At 62.4% G+C, this 19,923-nt stretch carries 18 protein-coding genes and 3 pseudogenes; 7 read left to right on the top strand and 14 right to left on the bottom strand.

Annotation, left to right across the window (positions count from 1 at the left end):
- Window positions 1-8 precede the first annotated feature (8 nt).
- From OKW28_RS34830 to OKW28_RS34800, 7 genes and pseudogenes are all read left to right on the top strand, one after another.
- Window positions 9-647 carry a VOC family protein gene (locus OKW28_RS34830; RefSeq protein ID WP_429452156.1) on the top strand — a complete coding sequence of 213 codons (639 nt, stop codon included), beginning with the start codon at window positions 9-11 and terminating at the stop codon, window positions 645-647.
- Window positions 648-649: 2 nt separating this feature from the next.
- Window positions 650-1,969: a fumarylacetoacetase gene (fahA, locus tag OKW28_RS34825; RefSeq protein WP_429452154.1), complete on the top strand. Its 1,320-nt coding sequence runs from the start codon at window positions 650-652 to the stop codon at window positions 1,967-1,969.
- Between the two features lie 195 nt (window positions 1,970-2,164).
- On the top strand, window positions 2,165-3,859 hold the full coding sequence (locus OKW28_RS34820) for an MFS transporter (RefSeq protein WP_429452152.1): 1,695 nt from the start codon (window positions 2,165-2,167) through the stop codon (window positions 3,857-3,859).
- Between the two features lie 98 nt (window positions 3,860-3,957).
- A complete protein-coding gene (locus tag OKW28_RS34815) occupies window positions 3,958-5,622 on the top strand; it encodes an FAD-dependent oxidoreductase (protein ID WP_429452150.1) in 1,665 nt (554 codons plus the stop codon).
- 10 nt (window positions 5,623-5,632) lie between these two features.
- Window positions 5,633-5,893, top strand: a complete 261-nt coding sequence (locus tag OKW28_RS34810; RefSeq protein ID WP_429452148.1) for a DUF2783 domain-containing protein — start codon at window positions 5,633-5,635, stop codon at window positions 5,891-5,893.
- A 3-nt stretch (window positions 5,894-5,896) separates the two neighbouring features.
- The gene (locus OKW28_RS34805) at window positions 5,897-7,294 is read left to right on the top strand and encodes an MmgE/PrpD family protein (RefSeq protein ID WP_429452146.1); all 1,398 of its coding nucleotides are present in this window, start codon (window positions 5,897-5,899) and stop codon (window positions 7,292-7,294) included.
- A gap of 73 nt (window positions 7,295-7,367) precedes the next feature.
- A pseudogene (locus tag OKW28_RS34800) lies at window positions 7,368-7,736 on the top strand (MBL fold metallo-hydrolase); the annotation flags it as partial.
- Here OKW28_RS34800 and OKW28_RS34795 read toward each other — a convergent pair.
- The 14 genes and pseudogenes from OKW28_RS34795 to upp all read right to left on the bottom strand — a co-directional run.
- Window positions 7,737-7,949, bottom strand: a pseudogene (locus OKW28_RS34795) (ISNCY family transposase); the annotation flags it as partial. It lies immediately after the preceding pseudogene.
- A gap of 56 nt (window positions 7,950-8,005) precedes the next feature.
- Complete coding sequence (locus tag OKW28_RS34790; protein ID WP_187639742.1) at window positions 8,006-8,905, bottom strand: integrase core domain-containing protein; 900 nt, start codon at window positions 8,903-8,905, stop codon at window positions 8,006-8,008.
- Window positions 8,902-9,291, bottom strand: coding sequence for a transposase (locus OKW28_RS34785; RefSeq protein WP_187639741.1), 390 nt, complete (start codon window positions 9,289-9,291; stop codon window positions 8,902-8,904). Before OKW28_RS34785 ends, OKW28_RS34790 begins: the two co-directional genes overlap by 4 nt.
- Before the next feature lie 68 nt (window positions 9,292-9,359).
- Window positions 9,360-9,857 (bottom strand): annotated as a pseudogene (locus OKW28_RS34780) (ISNCY family transposase); the annotation flags it as partial.
- Window positions 9,858-10,847, bottom strand: a complete 990-nt coding sequence (locus OKW28_RS34775) for a tyrosine-type recombinase/integrase (protein WP_429452144.1) — start codon at window positions 10,845-10,847, stop codon at window positions 9,858-9,860. It abuts the pseudogene before it with no gap.
- Window positions 10,848-11,165: 318 nt separating this feature from the next.
- Complete coding sequence (gene rng / locus OKW28_RS34770) at window positions 11,166-12,635, bottom strand: ribonuclease G (protein ID WP_090803712.1); 1,470 nt, start codon at window positions 12,633-12,635, stop codon at window positions 11,166-11,168.
- 9 nt (window positions 12,636-12,644) lie between these two features.
- Window positions 12,645-13,274 (bottom strand): Maf family protein, encoded by a 630-nt coding sequence (locus OKW28_RS34765; RefSeq protein WP_429452142.1) that lies wholly within the window; start codon window positions 13,272-13,274, stop codon window positions 12,645-12,647.
- Between the two features lie 255 nt (window positions 13,275-13,529).
- Window positions 13,530-14,000 carry a 23S rRNA (pseudouridine(1915)-N(3))-methyltransferase RlmH gene (rlmH, locus tag OKW28_RS34760; RefSeq protein WP_429452140.1) on the bottom strand — a complete coding sequence of 157 codons (471 nt, stop codon included), beginning with the start codon at window positions 13,998-14,000 and terminating at the stop codon, window positions 13,530-13,532.
- A 36-nt stretch (window positions 14,001-14,036) separates the two neighbouring features.
- Entirely contained in the window at window positions 14,037-14,486 is a 450-nt protein-coding gene (gene rsfS / locus OKW28_RS34755; RefSeq protein WP_018419969.1) for a ribosome silencing factor, read from the bottom strand.
- Between the two features lie 4 nt (window positions 14,487-14,490).
- Window positions 14,491-15,213, bottom strand: a complete 723-nt coding sequence (locus tag OKW28_RS34750) for a nicotinate-nucleotide adenylyltransferase (RefSeq protein WP_429454553.1) — start codon at window positions 15,211-15,213, stop codon at window positions 14,491-14,493.
- Between the two features lie 43 nt (window positions 15,214-15,256).
- Window positions 15,257-16,180, bottom strand: coding sequence for an oxygen-dependent coproporphyrinogen oxidase (hemF, locus tag OKW28_RS34745; protein ID WP_429452138.1), 924 nt, complete (start codon window positions 16,178-16,180; stop codon window positions 15,257-15,259).
- 293 nt (window positions 16,181-16,473) lie between these two features.
- Window positions 16,474-17,757: a phosphoribosylamine--glycine ligase gene (gene purD, locus OKW28_RS34740; protein WP_429452136.1), complete on the bottom strand. Its 1,284-nt coding sequence runs from the start codon at window positions 17,755-17,757 to the stop codon at window positions 16,474-16,476.
- A gap of 104 nt (window positions 17,758-17,861) precedes the next feature.
- Window positions 17,862-18,590, bottom strand: a complete 729-nt coding sequence (locus OKW28_RS34735) for a YebC/PmpR family DNA-binding transcriptional regulator (protein WP_018419973.1) — start codon at window positions 18,588-18,590, stop codon at window positions 17,862-17,864.
- A gap of 600 nt (window positions 18,591-19,190) precedes the next feature.
- Window positions 19,191-19,841 (bottom strand): uracil phosphoribosyltransferase, encoded by a 651-nt coding sequence (gene upp, locus OKW28_RS34730; protein ID WP_026225693.1) that lies wholly within the window; start codon window positions 19,839-19,841, stop codon window positions 19,191-19,193.
- Window positions 19,842-19,923: the final 82 nt, after the last annotated feature.

The following is a 19,923-nucleotide window of genomic DNA, read 5'->3' as shown; positions in this document are numbered from 1 at the left end:
GAGTCGATATGCAAACTTCCACATTAGCATCGCGCCGCTCGGCCTCCGAGCTGGGACTGCGGCCTAATATGCTCAATCACTATGCCCGCGTCACGCATGACGTGGGGGCCACCGCCGATTTTTACGGTCGTATCCTTGGAATGGAACTCGCGAGCACGATCATGGATGATCACGTGCCGTCCACGGGTGACGCCTTTCCGTATTTCCACATCTTTTTCAGGATGGCAGACGGGTCGACAATGGCGTTCTTCGAATGCACCAATTTGCCTTTACCTTCGTCTCCGTCCCATCCCGCCTACGACGTCTTCGATCACATCGCGCTTGAAGTGAGCGACACGGACGAACTCATGCGCTGGAAGGAATGGCTGGTAAGCCAGGGCGTGGATGTACTCGGACCCGTCGATCACAAGGGCATCATCCAGAGCATCTATTTCAGAGACCCAAACGGTTACCGGCTCGAATTGACGACGCCGATCGATCCTGCATGGAACCATCACACTACCCAGGCGCAGGAAGATCTTAATCATTGGCTCGCCGCGAAAGCAGCGGCGCAAGCCGAAGGTCGGGACGTCTCCGCCGCCATGATTGAGTTGATCGGACAGATCAAGCGCAAGCGCTACGAGACCTCTGCGGAAGGAAATAATTGAACATGACCCGTTCCAATCACACCCATGACGCTTCACGGAAGAGCTGGGTCCGCTCAGCCAATGACGGCGCGACGGATTTTCCAATTCAGAACCTGCCCCACGGCGTATTCCGGCGGCCTTCGGGAAATGAAAATTTCCGCGGCGGCATCGCGATCGGCGATCAAATCCTCGATGTAGGCGCTGTTCTGGCAAGGAATCTTTTTCCGGCAGAAGCGCGTGAGGCAGCGCAGGCGGCTGCACGTGCGCCGCTCAACGATTACATGGCGCTATCGCCCGACAAGCGAAGCGCTGTGCGCTCGGCTGTGTCGTTCCTGCTATCTGAGGACTGTCCTCAGCGGAAGGAGGTTTCCGAATGCCTCGTTCCGCAGGCGGACGCTGAATACGCTCTTCCGGCGCGCATCGAAAACTTTTCCGACTTTTACTCATCGCTCAGCCATGCGACAAACGTCGGCCGTCTGTTCCGGCCCGACAATCCAATCTTGCCAAACTATCGCTGGCTGCCGGTAGGCTATCACGGCCGTACGTCTTCGATTCGTGTGTCGGGACAGGATTTCCGCCGGCCAACCGGTCAGTTGAAAGACCCGAGCAGCGCCGAGCCGGAATTTGCGCCCAGCCGGCGGCTTGATTACGAAGCCGAGCTCGGTGTACTCATCGGACAAGGAAACGAACTCGGCACGGCCATTGACATCCGGAATGCTGACTCGCATGTATTCGGCATTTGCCTGTTGAACGACTGGTCCGCGCGCGACATTCAGTCGTGGGAATACCAGCCGTTGGGGCCGTTCCTTGCGAAAAGCTTTTTCACGAGCCTGTCGCCGTGGATCGTGACGCTCGATGCGCTCGAGCCGTACCGCACCGGCTTCTCTCGTCCTGAAGGTGATCCTGCGCCGATGCCGCACTTCTGGAGTTCCGAGCTGGCGACACGCGGTTCGATTGATATTCGGGTCGAGACCCTGTTGCAGTCAGCGCAGATGCGAACCAGCGGCGCACCTCCGGCGAGTTTGTCCGTCTCGCGTTATCCGGACGCTTATTGGGCAATGTCACAACTGGTTGCACATCAGACATCGAACGGGACGAATCTTTGCCCAGGCGACCTGCTCGGCAGCGGGACGCTCTCAGGCCCCGATCCGGCTTCGCGCGCCTGTCTTCTTGAACTCACGGAAGGCGGCAAGCATCCGTTCACGTTGCCGAGCGGAGAAGTCCGCACATTCCTGGAGGACGGCGACACGGTCATCATGCGCGCATGGTGCGAACGAGACGGGTATCGTCGCATTGGGTTCGGAGAGTGCCGCGCGACGGTGCTTCCCGCGCGCCGGCCGTGATGGGTGACGTGATGATGTAAGGAGCGGCTGTGGTCTTGGTCCACAGCTGCCAGGAAAACATGAACCGCATTGTCCATAAGAGATAAGCGGCTATCCAGGTATCACCCGGATCGGTGAAGGACAAGGCAACCCAGCGGGACGCCCAAAGGGTTTGGTCCAAAGCCGGTCCACCATCGTCCGGATGGAGGAGACACAATGAGATCCGATCAAACCGCCGCGAGCCTCGCGGCAGGCACAGCTTTGCCTGAACATTCCGCAGCGAAGCGCTCGGGCGCGAGCCTTTACCAGATTGTGGTTGCTGCATCGCTTGGATCGTGCTTCGAGGCGTACGATTTGTTCCTCGTCGGCACTATGGCTGCCGTGATTGGCAAGCAGTTTTTTTCCGGTGTCAATCCGGCGCTGTCGCTGATCTTTACGTTACTCGGATTTGCGGCAGGCTTTCTCGTCAGGCCGCTCGGCGCGATGGTCTTCGGCGGCATAGGCGACCGGCTCGGTCGAAAACGGGTTTTCGTCGTGACGGTCGCCCTGATGGGACTCGCGACCGTGCTAATCGGTCTGCTGCCGACATATGCAACCGTCGGCGTCCTCGCCCCCGTTATGTTCGTCGGGCTGCGGCTTGTGCAGGGATTTGCGTTGGGCGGCGAAAATGGAGGGGCGATGGTGTACGTCGCGGAACACGTTCCGGCAAATCGGCGCGCCTTCTATACGTCGTGGCTCCAGATTGCACCGATCGCAGGTCTGATCCTCTCTCAGCTGGTCGTGCAGGGCACGCGTTCTACATTCGGCGAGGCGGCTTTTCTTGGATGGGCCTGGCGTGTGCCGTTCGTGCTATCGCTGGTTTTGCTGGCGTTGTCGTTGTGGATGCGTACCCGCATGGGCGAATCACCTGAATTCGAACGGCTGCGCAACGAACACCAGGTTTCACGCGCGCCGCTCAGGGAAGCGTTCACCGGTCGTCGCAACATCGTCGCAATGATCTGTTCGCTGTTCGCTCTTGGACCTGGCGCGGCGGTGACTTTTTACAGCGCATTTTTCTACACGCCATTTTTCCTGACCGAGGTGTTGCGCGTTGAGCCCGCAACAGCCAATCTGCTTTCAATGTTGTCGCTCGTCATGGCGGTTCCGATTTTTCTCGCTTTCGGCGTGCTGTCCGACAAGATCGAGCGTAAGACAGTAATCTGCACAGGTTTCATTCTAGTTGTCCTTTGTTATCCGGCTATCTACCGCGGCCTGACGCATTTTGCCAATCCGGCGCTGGAACGCGCCATTGAGACGGCGCCCGTCGTAGTCGTGGCCGATCCGCACGAATGCTCGACGCAATTCAATGCGCTCGGAACGTCGAAGTTCCATACGTCCTGTGATCTCGCGAAGAGTGCGCTTGTCCGCGCCGGCATCAGCTACACGAATGAGATAGCGAGCGCGGGTGCCGGTGCAATCATCAGAGTGGGCGATAAGGTCGTCGTTTCTTACGACGGCAGCGCGCCGGACGCGGCTGTAAAGGCTAAAGCTTTCGCAGCCTCGCTGCGTGGTGCACTGGACTCCGCCGGATACCCGCAGAAGGCCCCGCCGCACGGTGTGAACCGGCCAATGGTCTTCCTGCTGCTGGTCGCCCTTGCCACGTTTGCAGCCATGACCTACGCACCTTTGGCGGCGGCCATGACCGAACTGTTTCCAGCCAGGATTCGCTTCACCGCGCTTTCACTGAGCTACCACATTGGTTTTGGCTGGACTGGAGGATTTCTTCCTGCAGCGGCTTTCGCGATCGTCGCGGCGAACGGGAACATGTATGCAGGATTGGCCTATCCCAGGCTGGCCGCTCTGATCGGCGCAATCCTTGTCGTGGCGTTCATGCTGGCGGCACGCACGGGAAGACTGAAGCACGAGACGTGACACGAGGGGTTGGCGTGGCGGGCGGGCGCCGGGTCGGCATTGCATGGCGTGGACCTGGCGGCGCGGTTACGCAAGGTTGTAATCTGGAGACATTGACAGTGCATAGTACCTATCAGTACGAGAAATTCGAATTTGTGCGTCCGCCTGAGCTCAATGGCGTTCCCCATGGGCGCTACCCGGTGGTCGTGGTCGGCGCCGGCCCGGTTGGTCTCACTACCGCTATTGACCTGGCCGCGCAGGGGACGCCGGTGCTTCTCCTGGACAACGACGATACTGTTTCACTCGGCTCACGCGGGGTGGCGTACGCCAAACGCACGCTCGAGATCTTCGACCGACTCGGCTGCAGTGGGCTGATGATGGAAAAGGGCGTGTCTTGGAACGTCGGCCGTACATTCTTTGACGAGACGGAAGTTTTTAACTTCAATCTCAGCCCGGAGCCCGACCATCATCGGCCCGGCATGATTAACCTTCAGCAGTACTACCTCGAAGAGTTTCTGCTTCGACGCGCTCGCGAGTTACCGAATCTCGAGATCCGTTTCAAGAACGAGGTCATCGGCGTTATGCCGCAGGGCCATGAGGTGACGCTTCAGGTCAGGACCCCTGCGGGCGACTACACCTTGGATACGGAATGGCTCGTCGCTGCGGACGGCGCGCGCAGCCCGATCCGCACCCTCCTTGGGTTGGACATCGACGGGAAAATCTTCAAGGATCGGTTCCTGATTGCCGATGTGGTCATGAACGCCGACTACCCCACGGAGCGGTGGTTCTGGTTCAATCCGCCGTTTCACCGTAATCAGTCGGCGCTCGTACACCGTCAGGCCGACGACGTCTGGCGGATCGACTTCCAGCTTGGCTGGCAGGCCGACCCCGAAGAGGAAAAGAAGCCAGAGAATGTCATCCCGCGCATCAAAGCGATGCTGGGCGACGACCGCGAGTTCGAGCTCGAATGGGTGAGCATCTACACGTTCCAGTGCCGGCGCATGGGCAGCTTCAACCATGGCCGGGTGCTTTTTGTCGGCGATTCGGCGCATCAGGTTTCTCCTTTTGGCGGGCGGGGTGCCAATTCGGGCATACAGGACGCCGACAACCTGGTATGGAAGCTCAAGCTCGTTATGGAAGGCAAGGCGCCGTCGGCGCTGCTCGACACCTACACGGAAGAGCGCGGGCTGGCTGCTGACGACAACATCAGGAACTCGACGCGCTCGACGGATTTCATTACCCCGAAAAGCAACATCAGCAAAACGTTCCGTGATGCTCTACTGGGACTGGCGGGGGAGCAGCCTTTTGCACGGGCGCTGGTGAACTCTGGCCGTCTCTCGGTGCCCACCATCCTGATCGACTCGAGTCTTAACACGCCGGATGCGTCGACGTTCGCCGGCAACATGGTGCCGGGGGCGCCGATGGCCGATGCGCCGGTGACCGGTGGCGGTCAATCATGGCTGCTCGGTGCATTCGGTGACCGCTTCGCGCTGCTCCTTTTCACGAAGGACGCGTCAGCGCTCGATGCGGCGACTGTTCAGGCGCTCGCCGAACTTTCGGATGCGCCGATTCCGGTCGAAGCAGTTGTGGTGGCGGAAGGTGGCAGCGCCCCTAGCGGCATTCCCACGCTCATCGACGTCAAGGGGCGCGTCCGCGAGCGATACGATCTCGCTCCCGGGAGCGTCTATCTTGTGCGGCCCGACCAGCATGTCACGGCACGCTGGCGCGAGCTTGACCCGATGAAGGTACGGAGTGCGATCGCCCGCGCGACGTGCAACGATTGAAGGACTCAGAATGGCACTGACTACACGGCCCAACTTTGCTGAACCCGGCAAACGCTATTTCTATTCGTTCGTTCCCGGCGACGATTTTTACGAGGCGCTCATCGATGCTCATCGTGACCTCACCGATGAGCAGAGTTCAACGCTCAACGCGCGGCTGATCCTGCTGCTGGCCAACCACATCGGCGATCTATCGGTGCTGCGCGAGGCGCTTGGTATCGCGAGGGGAAAAGTGGAGATCACCGGCAACCTCGAACCTTCCGCGGAGCCTTGATCCATGAGCGGATCCAATGATTTGATGCAGGCTGAATGGCGTCTGACGGATTTTGTGCATGGGTTTGATGCCTCGCATGCACCGGAAGAGGCACTCGCAGTCGTGCGCAACATGCTTTTGACGACCCTAGGTACGGCGATCGCGGGTGCCTCCGAGGACGGTTGCGCAGCGATTCTGGACTTCGTCAGGGAACGTGACAGATCAGGCGGTGCCACAGTGTTCATTCATGGCGATTCCGTATCAGCCAGCGGTGCCGCGTTGGTAAATGGAGTCATGTGTCGGGCATTGGACTTTTGCGATGCGATGGCGCCCGGGCTGCATATCGGTTCCTCGCTCATTCCCGCGGCACTGGCCGCGGTGGAGCTCGCCGGCGGTTGCTCGGGCCGGGACTTCCTATCCGCGCTGCTCATCGGGGCGGAGGTCGCCTCCCGGATGAATCTGGCAGAGGCTGATTACGATGGCGCCGATCCGACGGGCGTGGCCGGGGTCTTTGGCGCGACCGCAGCGGTGGCGAGGATACTCGGCCTGGACCGTCAGCAAACCCTGCACTCACTGGCCTTGGCGTTCAACCGGGCAGCGGGCAGCTTCCAGAGCAATATCGACGGCTCACTCGCGGTGCGACTGATTCAGGGGTGGGTGGCCGAGACCGGGGTCATGTGCGCGCAGCTCGCGAAATGCGGTATCACCGGACCGGGCCGCTTCCTGTCGGGTGTCTACGGATATGCGCACCAATTTGCCCGAGGGCTTCGCAAGGCCGACGAGTTTGTCGAGGGACTCGGAGAACAGTGGCAGGTAATGAGCACCGTATTCAAAAAATACCCCAGTTGCGGCCTGACGCAGGGGGTGACCGAGCTGGCGCTGCGCGCACGCAAGGAACTCGATATCGGACCGGGTAACGTCGGTCGCATTGAGGTCAGACTGCCGCCGTATGCGTTCCGCCTTGTTGGCCATGATTTCGTAATAGGCGAGAACCCTCGCGTGAACGCGCAGTTCAGTGCGAAATACTGCGTCGCTAATGCGTTGGTTCGGGGCGCATCGCGACTCGAGCACTTCGTCGAGTCGAGCATCCGCGATCCCGAGGTACTTGCATTCACCGGTCGGGTCGACGTGATTTCCGATGAGACCATGCAGGCGCTTCACCATACGGCAGTCGAGCTTCACGTCGAAGCGGCCGACGGCCGTCGGCTGAAGCTGGCGCTCGATATTGCTCCGGGTTTTCCAGGCAACGCTCTGCCCGAGCAGGCCCATCTGGCGCGTTTCACGGACTGTCTGCAGTATGCGGCTAAACCGGTCTCAGGTCAGCAGGCTGACCAGCTTGTGCAGATCGTGAACACTATCCAGGAGCAGGACGACGCGCACGCCATCCTGTCTCATATGCAGGTGGAGCGCGGCGGCGCATGACCTCGGGGTCCGCGCTAGCACAAAACAGCTGTTTCCCACATTAGATATCCGTCACAGAACACGGAGAGTTGGCATGGCAAAGGCATTCGCATCCCAAGGGGACCTGGAAGTCAAAGAAATTACATGGACGCAACTGTCGGAGAACGCTTATGCGTACACCGCCGAGGGCGATCCGAATTCGGGCGTGATCATCGGTGATGATGGTGTATTGATCATCGACACAACCGGTACGCCCGCAATGGCACAGCAACTGATCGCAAAAATCCGGTCGGTGACGGACAAGCCGATCAAATATGTGGTGCTGTCGCACTATCACGCCGTGCGCGTCCTGGGCGCGTCGGCCTACTTTAAGGAGGGGGCCCAGGAGATCATCGCCAGCCGCGGTACCTATGAGCTGATCGTAGAGCGCGGCGAAGCGGACATGAAGTCGGAGATCGAACGCGATCTCGGCCAGCCGGTCGTACTGCCTGCACGTCAGAATACGGCCGTCCATCCGGAGTTCGATACGCCCATCGGGGTACACGCAGACCTCGATATATCGATCAATCAGCTTGCGGTGCTCCGACGTGTCGTCCAGCAGGTACATGACCTTGTCGTACTGCACCGTCAGCGACTTCGTCACCTTGCGCGGTTCGCGCCAGGTGAGCACCCGATCGAACCCGCTCTTTTGCGGCTGTACCGGCTCCGGTTGTTTGGACACGCTCTTGCAACTCAGGCGGCCAGCTTCATCAGCCGTTCCTGACGGGCTTCGAGGGGTGATTTGAAGCCCAGCTTTTCAAGGCGCCAGTTGCGATTGTATCGATCCCTGAACGCGATGGCGGCAGCGCGAACTTCCTCCAGGTTCTTGAAGATGCGCCCATGAATAGCTTGTTCCTTCATGGTCCGGTTGAACCGCTCAGCGACGCCGTTGGTCTGGGGTTCGGCGACGAAGGCGTAGCTCGGCGTGATGCCCCAGAACCTGATCTGGTCGCGGAAGTCATCCGAGGTGTATTGCGAACCGTGGTCCATGCGCAGCGACAACCCGCGGCCCGAGTCGGCGGCTACCGAGCCAAACGCGCCCAGCAGCCCCTGGGAGATAGGCTCGAGGGCCGCGAAGCGGTCACCGATTTTCGCGGCATGGATGCCGGTGCACATGCCATCGCAGTGATCAACGGCCGAGAAGATCCACACCATGCCGTCGTCCACGGTGGCAATGCGCACGCCGTCGGTGCCCCACATCTCATTGGGGCGATCAGTCGTGATCCGGCCGTCGTGAAGGCTGGGTTCGCCCCGTGCCTGACGGTGCGGCGAGAGCAACCGGTGCTCGCGCATCAACCGCAGGACGCGGGTCCGGGAGACGCGGATGTCGTGCACGATGCGCAGCCGCGCCCAGACCTTGCGGTGCCCCTCGCCGCTGAATGGTGAAGCCGCGAGATCATCGCGGATGGCCTTCAGCAGGTCAGCATCGTGCATCTTCGGCTTCGGTCCACGCCTGCGCGGAACCATCGGCGTCACCCTGGTGCTCGCTCTGGCACGGATGGCATAGATCGTCGAGCGCGGGAATTCGAGCACCTGGCAAACCCGTTGCAATCCAAAGGGCTTGCCTGCACTGGCGGAGATCTCGTGGCTCATGTCGACGATCTCCGACCGGTCAAAGGGCGACGGGCCTGCAGTTCACGTTCCCTGCGCAGAATCTCGTTTTCCATGGACAGCTCGCCAACGCGTCGCACGGCGTCATTGAGCCGCGCTTGCAGTGGATCGCTGGTCCGTGTCTTCAGGCCGGCCTCCATGCCGGCCAGTGCCAGCTCACGCCATTGCTCGAGCTCGGCGATCGTCACGCCGACTTCGCGGGACACGGCGTCAACAGGTTCGCCCCGCAGTAACCGAAGGACCACGCTACGTTTGCGGCCGGTCGACCACCGTTTGACTTCGGCGGCGCCAGAGGCGCTTCCAGTCGCGCTACGCGCTCCTTCCAGCGCCTCTGGCGCAACCGCATTCGCATTGGTTTTCTTCAACATCAACCACTCCAGTTTGGATCACACGTTTTACCCCAAATCTGTGTCCAAAAAAACCGGAGGCGCCGCACGCTCTTTTGCGGCTTCGCAAAGCGCGCGTTGTAGGCCGCCATGAACGCAGGCGCATACGCATTGGCGTCGGCTACCGTGCTGATGTCACGCAGCCGTAGCTCCTTCACGAGACGATCCTGCAGCGTCAGATGTGCGCGTTCGACGCGTCCCTTGGCCGGACTGCTGTTCGCGCAGAAGGTGTCGATATTCAGTTCGTACATGGCGCGGGCGAAGTGGGTCACGCTATTGCCATCCTTGTTCGCCCCCGTCTTGCGAAACACGCTGTACTTGTCGCTGTATAACGCGCCGGGTTTGCCATGCTGTTCGATGTATGCACGCGTCGTTTCAAAGTAGCTGAAGGTCGACTCCGTGGCCGTGAAATGCAGTGTCATCAGCCGGCTCGTTGCATCGTCGACGTACGCCAGCAGTGCGCACGCCGGCGCCCGGTCCTCGAACCACCGGTGATCGCTGCCATCGATCTGGATCAGTTCGCCCAGACACTCATGACGGGCACGTGGCTAGGCGAGGCGTCGCTCGCCATAGTAAGTGTATTGATCGTAGATTCCTTCGACGCCGGGGAGCTTGTGATTCAGACACATCTCAGAAACGTCGCGGCTGATCCTTAGCTTCCGCATATGAGACTTCATGGTCGAACGAAGATCATGCGGTGTAAATCGGCGTATCGAAGGTTTGTGGTTGTCGATCCAGTAATCGATGGCTTCCCGGATGGCATCCTTGCTGAGATGGGCGTCGCCACCATGCCGTGCCGCCCGACTGGCCGCCCTGGTGGGCAGAATATAGCGGGAGCGGGTATTGAGTGCGAGTAGTTCACGGAACCGGTCTACAACGGTCGGCGCCAGCGGAATGTCCATTGCAGTACCTGTCTTGCTGCCCGGAATATGCCAGCGTGCTTCATCGAGGAATACGTTTGTCCGGAGGCCCTTATACAGTTCCTCTGAACGAACGCCAGTCGCGAGAAGAATGCTGACCGAGAGCAGGTTCTCGCGATTCATGTCTGCGTTCAAAAGCACATGCAGCTCATTGGTCGTCAGCATAAGACGTTGCCGAATGGAAGGACGGGGGCCAATGATCGAAACCAGCTCAACCCCAATTGCGGGATTTGCATTGATGACCTTCTTGCCGGCGGCGTGACGGAAGATGGCTTTTGCAACGATTAACAGCGTATTGGCCTCGACCCATCCAAGGTTGGCGCGCTCGATCAACCCAACGATATCCGCCGCCTCGACTTCGCGTACCTGCATTGCACCGAGTACGTTCTCGGTTCGCTTCAGATTTCGACCATAGCTTTGCTGCGTACTCAATCCCAAATTGACCAGTACCTTCTCACGGTAGTCGGCAACGAGTTGGCGGACCGTCCAGTTCTTCCGGGATCTGTCCTTGCGCTTCTCGGTCGCCGGATTGTTGCCTTTCTGGACTTCGACGCGCTTTTCGGCCGCGAGCTTGCGTGCCGCCGACAGCGTCAGATCGGGGTAGCGGCCGAGTGTCAATTCTTCCGGTTTCCGCCTATTCGGAAACGGAGTACCCAAGACGCAGTGCCTGTGGCTGAAAGGGCGAAGGTCAAACCACCGCCGTCAGTTTTTGCGAGAGGTCGCCTTTCCCGGATCCATCGCCTTAGTTCGAGATCCGATAGGACATTCGTTCTGCGAGTTGCCATAGCGCACCTCTGTGTAGCTACATATCTAGCTAAACGTTTTAGGCTCGCTCTGCACGGATGGCAACGGATTGACCCGGACGGATATCTTTATATGTATTTGAATTTTAAAGAGTTTGTTTGTATTCGCTGGACTCATCGGACTTCGGTGGACTTACATCAGAACGATGTCATACTGCTCCTGACTCAAATTCGACTCCACCTGCAACGACACCGGCTTGCCGATGAAATCGATCAGCATCGCCAGATGCTGCGACTCTTCCTCGAGAAACAGATCGATCACCTGCTGCGAAGCGACCACGCGAAACTCGCGCGGATTGAACTGCCGCGACTCGCGCAAAATCTCCCGCAACACGTCATAGCACACTGTGCGTGCAGTCTTCACTTGCCCCTTGCCCTGGCAAATCGGGCAAGGCTCGCACAGCACATGCGCGAGCGACTCACGCGTACGCTTGCGCGTCATCTCGACGAGCCCGAGTTGCGAGAAACCATTGACGGTCACCCGCGTGCGATCGCGCGACAACGCCTTCTTCAATTCGCCTAGCACCTGGTCGCGATGCTCGACGTTTTCCATATCGATGAAATCGATGATGATCACGCCGCCAAGATTCCTTAGCCGCAGTTGCCGCGCGATGGTATGCGCGGCTTCGAGGTTGGTCTTGAAGATCGTGTCGTCGAAGTTGCGCGCGCCGACGTAGCCGCCGGTGTTCACATCGATCGTCGTCATCGCCTCGGTCTGGTCGATCACGAGGTAGCCGCCCGACTTCAGATCCACGCGACGCGATAGCGCGCGCTGAATCTCGGCCTCGATGTTGTACAGATCGAACAGCGGCCGCTCGCCGGTGTAGTGGTGCAGCTTCGACGATACCGCCGGTGTGAACTCGGCCGCGAAATCGGCGAGCATCTGATGCGTCTCGCGCGAATCGACCTGGATGCGCGACGTGTCATCGTTGACGAAATCGCGCAGCACGCGCTGCGCGAGATTCAGATCCTGGTAGAGCAGGCTGGTGGGCGGCATGCGCTGGGCCTGCGACAGAATGGTCGCCCACGTCTTGCGCAGATACGCGACGTCGGCTGCCAGTTCTTCGCTCGTCGCATCCTCGGCGATCGTGCGCACGATGTAGCCGCCTTTCTCGTCGGCGGGCAGCACGGCGGTCAGACGCGCACGCACGGCCTCGCGCTCGGCTTCGCTTTCGATTTTCTGCGAGATGCCGATGTGCGGCTCCTGCGGCAGATACACGAGCGTGCGCCCGGCGATGCTCACTTGCGTGGACAGCCGCGCGCCCTTGGTGCCGATCGGGTCCTTGACGACCTGCACCATCAGCGTCTGACCTTCGAAGACGATCTTTTCGATCGGCTGATGCGGTGTTTGATGTTGCGCTTCGCCGGCGATGCGCGGATGCCAGATGTCGGCGACATGAAGAAACGCGGCGCGTTCGAGGCCGATGTCGATGAACGCCGATTGCATGCCGGGCAGCACGCGCACGACCTTGCCGAGATAGACATTGCCGACGCGGCCGCGCGACAGCGTTCGTTCGACATGAAGTTCCTGGACGGCGCCCTGTTGAACGAGCGCGACGCGCGTTTCCTGCGGCGTGACATTGATCAGGATTTCTTCATTCATGGTGTTGTTCTAGAAGTCGATGCGCGCTGCACGCAGGAGGGCAGCGGTTTCAAAAAGCGGCAAACCCATGATACCCGAATAGGACCCGTCTATATGCTCGATAAACTCCGCCGCGCGTCCCTGCACGCCATACGCCCCCGCCTTGCCGAGCGGCTCACCGCTCGCCGCGTAGCGACGCAACGCGTCTGCGTGCACTGCAGCAAAACGCACCTTCGAGACCGACAACGCCGCGGGCAGCAGCGCGCCATTGGCATCGATCACGGCGAGCGCGGTCAGCACTTCGTGCGTGCGGCCCGCGAGACGTGTGAGCATGGCGACCGCATCGTCGGCATCGATGGGCTTGCCGAGAATCGCGTCGTCGATCGTGACGGTGGTGTCGGCGACGAGGATCGGCCGCACTTCGTGACCGCCGTCGAGGAGCCGCGCGCGGGCCGCCTGCGCCTTCGCGATGCACACGCGCTGCACGTAGTCGCGCGCGTGTTCGCCAGACTGTTCGGCTTCGAGCGCTTCGGCGTCTTCATCGGGGCGCGGCAGTAGCAATTCGAAACGCACGCCGAGCTGTTGCAGCAGCTCCTGGCGGCGCGGACTTTGCGAGGCGAGGTAGACGAACGGATGCAGCGAAGCGGAGGGCGTGGGCATGAACGGGTCTCGATGGAGCGGGAAACGGATGGCGCGGGGTGGTGAACGCGGGTGGGCGTGGAAGAGTGAGCGGGGCGAGGTTGACCCGGTGATCCGATCGATGCGCTGCATCCATTAGCGGCATCGATGCACAGCGCGTCGGGCGCATCATCGCATGAAGCGGCGACAATGCGCTCAAGCGTATGGAGCCGAGCGCCCGCGACGCGTCAGCAGCAACGAATCGTTGCCAGGCGTCGCCGCGCGAGGCTCCAGCACCTACGCGCGATGATACGGATGATTTTGCGTGATGGTCCACGCCCGATAAAGCTGTTCGGCCAGCAGCACGCGCACCATCGCGTGCGGCAGCGTGAGGCTCGACACGCGCAGCATCATATCGGCGCATGCCTTCAGCTCGGGATCGAGCCCGTCCGCGCCGCCGATCAGAAAGGCCACGTCGCGGCCGTCTTGCTGCCAGCCCGGCAACGCGCCCGCGAGCTGCATCGTGGTCCAGTCCTTGCCGCGTTCGTCGAGCGCGACGATGCGTGCGTTCTTCGGCAACGCGGCTTCGATCTTCTGCCGTTCGGCGGCCATCACGCTTTCGGCCGAACGGCCCGACGAGCGCTGCTCCGGTTTGATCTCGCGCAGCTCGATGCGCAACTCGGGGGGCATGCGTTTCGCGTATTCGTCGAAGCCGGTCGCGATCCAGTCCGGCATCTTGTGGCCGACGGCGAGGATGTGCAGTTTCATCGCGAGGACAGTAGCGGTGTGGCAGACACGGCCCGCTTACTTGCGGCGCGCCGTGGTCTTGCGCGCGGGCTTCGCGGCCGGCGCTTCCTCGTCTTCCTCGTCGTCGGGCTCGCTTGCGCGCGCGCCGCCGAACGGATTCGGCGTCGACAGCTTGATGCGCACCGGCTTGTCGCCCCAGATTTCCTCGAGGTTGTAGTACTGGCGCAGCGCCGGCTGCAGGATGTGCACGATCGCGTCGCCGCAATCGACCAGCACCCATTCGCCGATATCCTCGCCCTCGGTGCTGATGATCTCGCCGCCGGCTTCCTTCACGCCTTCACGCACGCTCGACGCGAGCGCCTTGGTTTGCCGGTTCGACGTACCGCTCGCGACGATCACGCGATCGAACAGCGAGGTCAGGTGGCTGGTGTTGAACACTTTGATGTCTTGCGCCTTGACGTCTTCGAGAGCGTCGACGATTACGCGTTGCAGTTTGCGAATATCCATGGAGTTACCGGTGGTACAGATGATGTTGAAGAATATAGTCCCACACCGCGGCGGGGACGTGACTCGCGGCCCGATCCTGGGTTGTGCCGCCCGCACCCGCGTGGGCGAGCCGCTGGTTGACCTGCTCGCGCAGATGCGCGCGAATGTCGGTGGCCGATACGTTGAACGCGAGCGTCGTGTCGATCAGCAGATGGCCGCAGGGTGTGGCCTGCAGCACGTCGGCGCGCGCACGGCGCGCGGCAATTTCCCTGGCGACCGCGGGGGCGACCGACGCGAGGTCGAAGCCGGGCCGCGTGGCCGCGCCGATATGCGCGAGCTCGAACAGGCGCCGCCAGTCGCGCCATGTGTCGAGATGCACCAGTTGATCCGCGCCGATCAGCAGCGTGATCGATGCGTCGTCGCCTTCGCGCTCGCGCCAGCATTGCAGCGTCTCGACCGTGTAGGTCGCGCCATCGTGCTCGATTTCGTCGGTCGCGATGCGCACCGTCACGCCGGGGATCGCGAGCGACGCGGCCGCCGCGCGCGTCATCGCGAGCCGATGTTCGGCGGGCGACACGTCGGCTTTCTGCCACGGCTGGCCGGCCGGCAGCAGCACCAGTTCGGTCAGCCGCAGCACGTCGGCGAACCGCCGCGCCAGCGCGAGGTGGCCGTCGTGGATCGGGTCGAAAGTGCCGCCCAGCAGACCGATCCGGCGAGGCAGGGCGACAGGGTGAGCGTTCGGCTTCAGGTGAGGATCCTTTGTCGTGACCGTAAGCGAGACAGGTGGCGCGTCACACCCACTCGCGCGGCACGAGGAAATCGCTGTACAAACTCGCTTCCGGCGTGCCCGGCTCGGGGTGCCAGTCGTAGCGCCAGTTCGCCACGGGCGGCATCGACATCAGGATCGATTCGGTGCGTCCGCCGCTCTGCAGCCCAAACAGTGTGCCACGGTCGAAGACCAGATTGAACTCGACGTAGCGGCCGCGCCGGTAGGCCTGGAACGCACGCTCGGCTTCGCCGTACGGCGTGTCGCGGCGCCGCTCGATGATCGGCAGGTACGCCTTGAGAAAGCCTTCACCGACGCTTTTGAGCATCGCGAACGATTGCTCGAAGCCCGGCGCCGAGAAATCGTCGAAGAAAATCCCACCAATGCCGCGCGGCTCGTTGCGGTGCTTCAGGAAGAAGTACTCGTCGCACCAGCGCTTGAAGCGCGGGTACAGGTCCGCGCCGTACGGCGCGAGCGCGTCGCGGCACACCTGATGGAACTGCCGCGCGTCCTCTTCGTAGCCGTAGTAGGGCGTCAGGTCCATGCCGCCGCCGAACCAGAACACCGGTTCTTCGCCTTCCCTCGTCGCGATGAGCAGGCGCACGTTCATGTGCACGGTCGGGCAGTGCGGATTGTGCGGATGCAGCACGAGCGACACGCCCATCGCCTCGAAGCCGCGCCCGGCCAGTTGCGGCCGCGCGGCGCTTGCCGAGCCCGGCAGCGCGTCGCCCGCGACGTCCGAGAAGCCGATGCCCGCGCGCTCGAAGAACTGGCCGCCTTCGAGAATCCGCGTGACGCCGCCGCCGCGCAGCTTCTCGCCGGGCGCGCGCTGCCACGCGTCGGTAGCGAACGCGGTGCCGTCGAAGGCGCCGAGCGTGTCCGCGATATGCGATTGCAGGCCTTGCAGCCAGGTGCGCACGGCTTGTGCGTCGTAGCTCGAATTGCTCATGAATGCAGGTGCTGAGGGCGGCACGCTCGTCGTGCCGCGGGTTCTTCGAAAGAAAGCGATGGCCGCGTTCGCGCCGGGTGTCTGCGCACTCGGACCGCTGGTTCGGATTGCCTGGTTGCCGGAGGCGAACATCAGAGGCGGCTTGCCGCTTCAGTCGATTCGCGGGCTCCGGGCCCGTCTGCCGCGACGAGCGGGAAAGATTCAGTGTAGCGCGCGTCGTGTAACGTGCCGGCACTGCGGCGCCAGTGGCGCCGGCAGTGCGCCGCCCGCACGGCGTCCAGCGCTAGCGAAGCTTACTTGCCGTCGTGCTTGCGGTTGAGCGCGCGATAGCCAATGTCGCGGCGGTACTGCATGCCGTCGAACGCGATCTGGTTGATCGTCTGGTACGCGGCCGCCTGCGCGGTGCGCACCGAATCCGCGAGACCGACGACGCACAGCACGCGCCCGCCCGAGGTGGTCAGCTTGCCGTCCGTCAGCGTGGTGCCGGCGTGGAACGTGACCGAATCCGCGGTTTCGGCGGGAATGCCGTTGATGCGGTCGCCCTTCCTCGGCGTGTCCGGGTAGTTGTGCGCGGCGAGCACGACGCCGAGCGCGGTGCGGCGGTCCCATTCGAGCTCGACGGTGTCGAGCGTGCCGGCGATCGCGTGTTCCACCACCTTCGAATAGTCGCCCTTCAGACGCGCCATGATCGGCTGCGTTTCGGGGTCGCCCATCCGGCAGTTGAATTCGAGCGTCTTCGGGTTGCCTTGCGCGTCGATCATCAGGCCCGCGTACAGGAAGCCGGTGTAGCGGATGCCTTCCTTCTCCATGCCGCGCACGGTCGGCAGGATGATTTCGCGCATCACGCGCGCATGCAGCTGCGGCGTGACGATCGGCGCGGGCGAGTAGGCGCCCATGCCGCCCGTGTTCGGGCCCTGGTCGCCGTCGAGCAGACGCTTGTGATCCTGGCTCGACGCGAGCGCGAGCACGTGCTTGCCGTCCACCATCACGATGAAGCTCGCTTCCTCGCCGGCGAGGAACTCCTCGATCACGACGCGCGCGCCGGCGTCGCCGAGCTTGTTGTCCGACAGCATCATGTCGACCGCGGCGTGCGCTTCTTCCAGCGTTTGCGCGACCACCACGCCCTTGCCGGCGGCGAGGCCGTCGGCCTTGATCACGATCGGCGCGCCCTTGGCGTCCAGATACGCGTGCGCGGCGGCGAGGTCGGCGAAGGTTTCGTACTCGGCCGTCGGGATGCCGTGGCGCTTCATGAACGCTTTGGCGAAATCTTTCGAGCTTTCGAGCTGGGCGGCCTCTTTGGTCGGCCCGAAGATCTTCAGACCGCGCGAGCGGAACAGGTTGACGATGCCTGCCGCGAGCGGCGCTTCCGGCCCGACCAGCGTGAACGCGATCTGTTCTTTTTCGACGAAATCAGCGAGCGCGGCCGGCTCGGTGATGTCGATGTTGAGCAGACGCTCATCCTGAGCGGTGCCGCCGTTGCCCGGCGCGACGTAGACGAGCTGGACCCGCGGCGATTGCGCGAGCTTCCATGCCAGCGCATGTTCGCGACCGCCGGAACCGACGACGAGTAACTTCATGTGAATCCCCGAGACTTGAAAACCATAAACGGCCGAGCGGTGTGCTCAGCCGTGCAATAAACCATCAACAGCAAGGGCAAACGATGTCAGAGCCCGGCGCGCCATCACTCGCCGGCGATCGACGCGTTTGTATAGACTTCCTGCACGTCGTCCAGATTTTCCAGCGCGTCGAGCAGCTTCTGCATTTTCACGGCATCGTCGCCGGTGAATTCGACTTCGGTCTGCGGCTTCATCGTGACTTCGGCCAGTTCGGCCTTGAAGCCCGCCGTTTCGAGTGCAGCCTTCACTTTCGAAAAATCGTTGGGCGGGCACAGCACCTCGATACTGCCGTCCTCGTTCGTCACGACGTCGTCGGCGCCCGCTTCGAGCGCGGCTTCCATCAGCGCGTCTTCGGCGGTGCCGGGAGCGAACAGGAACTGGCCGACGTGATCGAACATGAACGACACCGAGCCGTCGGTGCCCATGTTGCCGCCGTTCTTCGAGAACGCGTGACGCACTTCCGCGACCGTGCGGGTGCGGTTGTCGGTCATCGTGTCGACGATCACCGCCGCGCCGCCGATGCCATAGCCTTCGTAGCGGATTTCCTCGTAGTTCGCGCCGTCCGCGCCGCCGACACCGCGCTGGATCGCGCGGTTGATGTTGTCTTTCGGCATGTTGGCGTCGTACGCCTTGTCGACCGCGAGCCGCAGACGCGGGTTCGAGTCGATTTCGCCGCCGCCCAGACGGGCCGCAACCTGGATTTCCTTGATGAGCCGCGTCCAGACCTTGCCGCGCTTGGCATCGGCCGCTGCTTTCTTATGCTTGATGTTGGCCCATTTCGAATGACCCGCCATACTTTTCTCCGTCGCGCGCGCCAGCGGGGCGCACGCATAGTGCAATTGTCGTTGCGATGTCTGGCGCCTCGCGTGTTGCGCCTCGATGTCAAACCGTCAGGTGAAAGGCTGCCGGCCGCTCGTGCTTGTCGCTCGTGTTGGCCCGTCGAGGTGGCCACCTGTGCCGCCGATCTCAGCCTGGCCGTTCCCGCGCGTCGTTCCGCGCTTGCCCGCCGGTAGGCGTTCGTGCCGGCTCATGCATGACCGGCCGGCCAGGCGGGGCCGCAGGGCCGCAGGGCGGCCGCGCGGCGGGGCAGCTTGTGCGGCCAGGCGCCGCATGACCTGATGCGAAAGCGCGGGGCGCCAGTCGAAATTGCAGGCGGTGGCGCGAGTGATCGTGCGGGTCGAGTCGCTCCGTCGAGCGGATGCGAATTTTATCATGCCGCGGGGGTGCGGCAGAGGGGGCCGCGCCGCGAAACCGGCCGCAAATGCAATGAAATCGACGCGAAAATGAATGGAGGCGGCGCGGATGTGTCGCCGGGAGGGCCGGATGCGGGCGAAAGCGGGGCCGGTTCCGGGGCGGCGGCATCGCCAGGCCACCCCCCTCTGGCCCTCGGCGCGTCAGTTCTTCGTACCGAACAACCGGTCGCCCGCGTCGCCCAGGCCCGGCACGATGTACGCATGCTCGTTCAGATGCGAATCGAGCGACGCGATGAACAGCTTGACGTCCGGGTGCGCGTCCTGGAACACCTGCACGCCCTCGGGCGCGGCGACGAGCGCGAGGAACATGATGTTCTCGGCCGCCACGTTGCGGCGCTTGAGCACATCGACCGCGTGCACGGCCGAGTAGCCGGTCGCCACCATCGGATCGCAGAGGATGAACACGCGGTCTTCGAGGTCCGGCAGCCGCACCAGGTATTCGACCGGCCGATGATCCTCCGCGCGATACACGCCGATATGGCCGACGCGCGCCGACGGCACCAGCTCGAGCAGGCCGTCCGACATGCCGACCCCCGCGCGCAGCACCGGCACGATCGCGAGCTTCTTGCCGGCGATCACCGGCGCGTCGATCTCGACGAGCGGCGTGGTGATGCGGCGCGTGGTCATTGGCAGGTTGCGGGTGATTTCGTAGCCCATCAGCAGCGTGATTTCGCGCAGCAGTTCGCGGAACGTGCGCGTCGACGTGTCCCGGTCGCGCATGTGCGACAGCTTGTGCTGGATCAGCGGGTGATCGAGGATGAAGAGATTGGGGAAACGGCTGTCCTGGGTCATGGCGGGCTCGCGCGCGGCGGCAAGGTGGATCGGTTCGGCGCGCTCATCCGTTGGCTCCGTCCGCGCTCGAAGGTCGGACGAA

This window comes from Paraburkholderia sp. 40 (assembly GCF_050434105.1).
GTDB lineage: Bacteria > Pseudomonadota > Gammaproteobacteria > Burkholderiales > Burkholderiaceae > Paraburkholderia > Paraburkholderia tuberum.
This window is presented reverse-complemented; position numbering and strand designations above follow the sequence as displayed.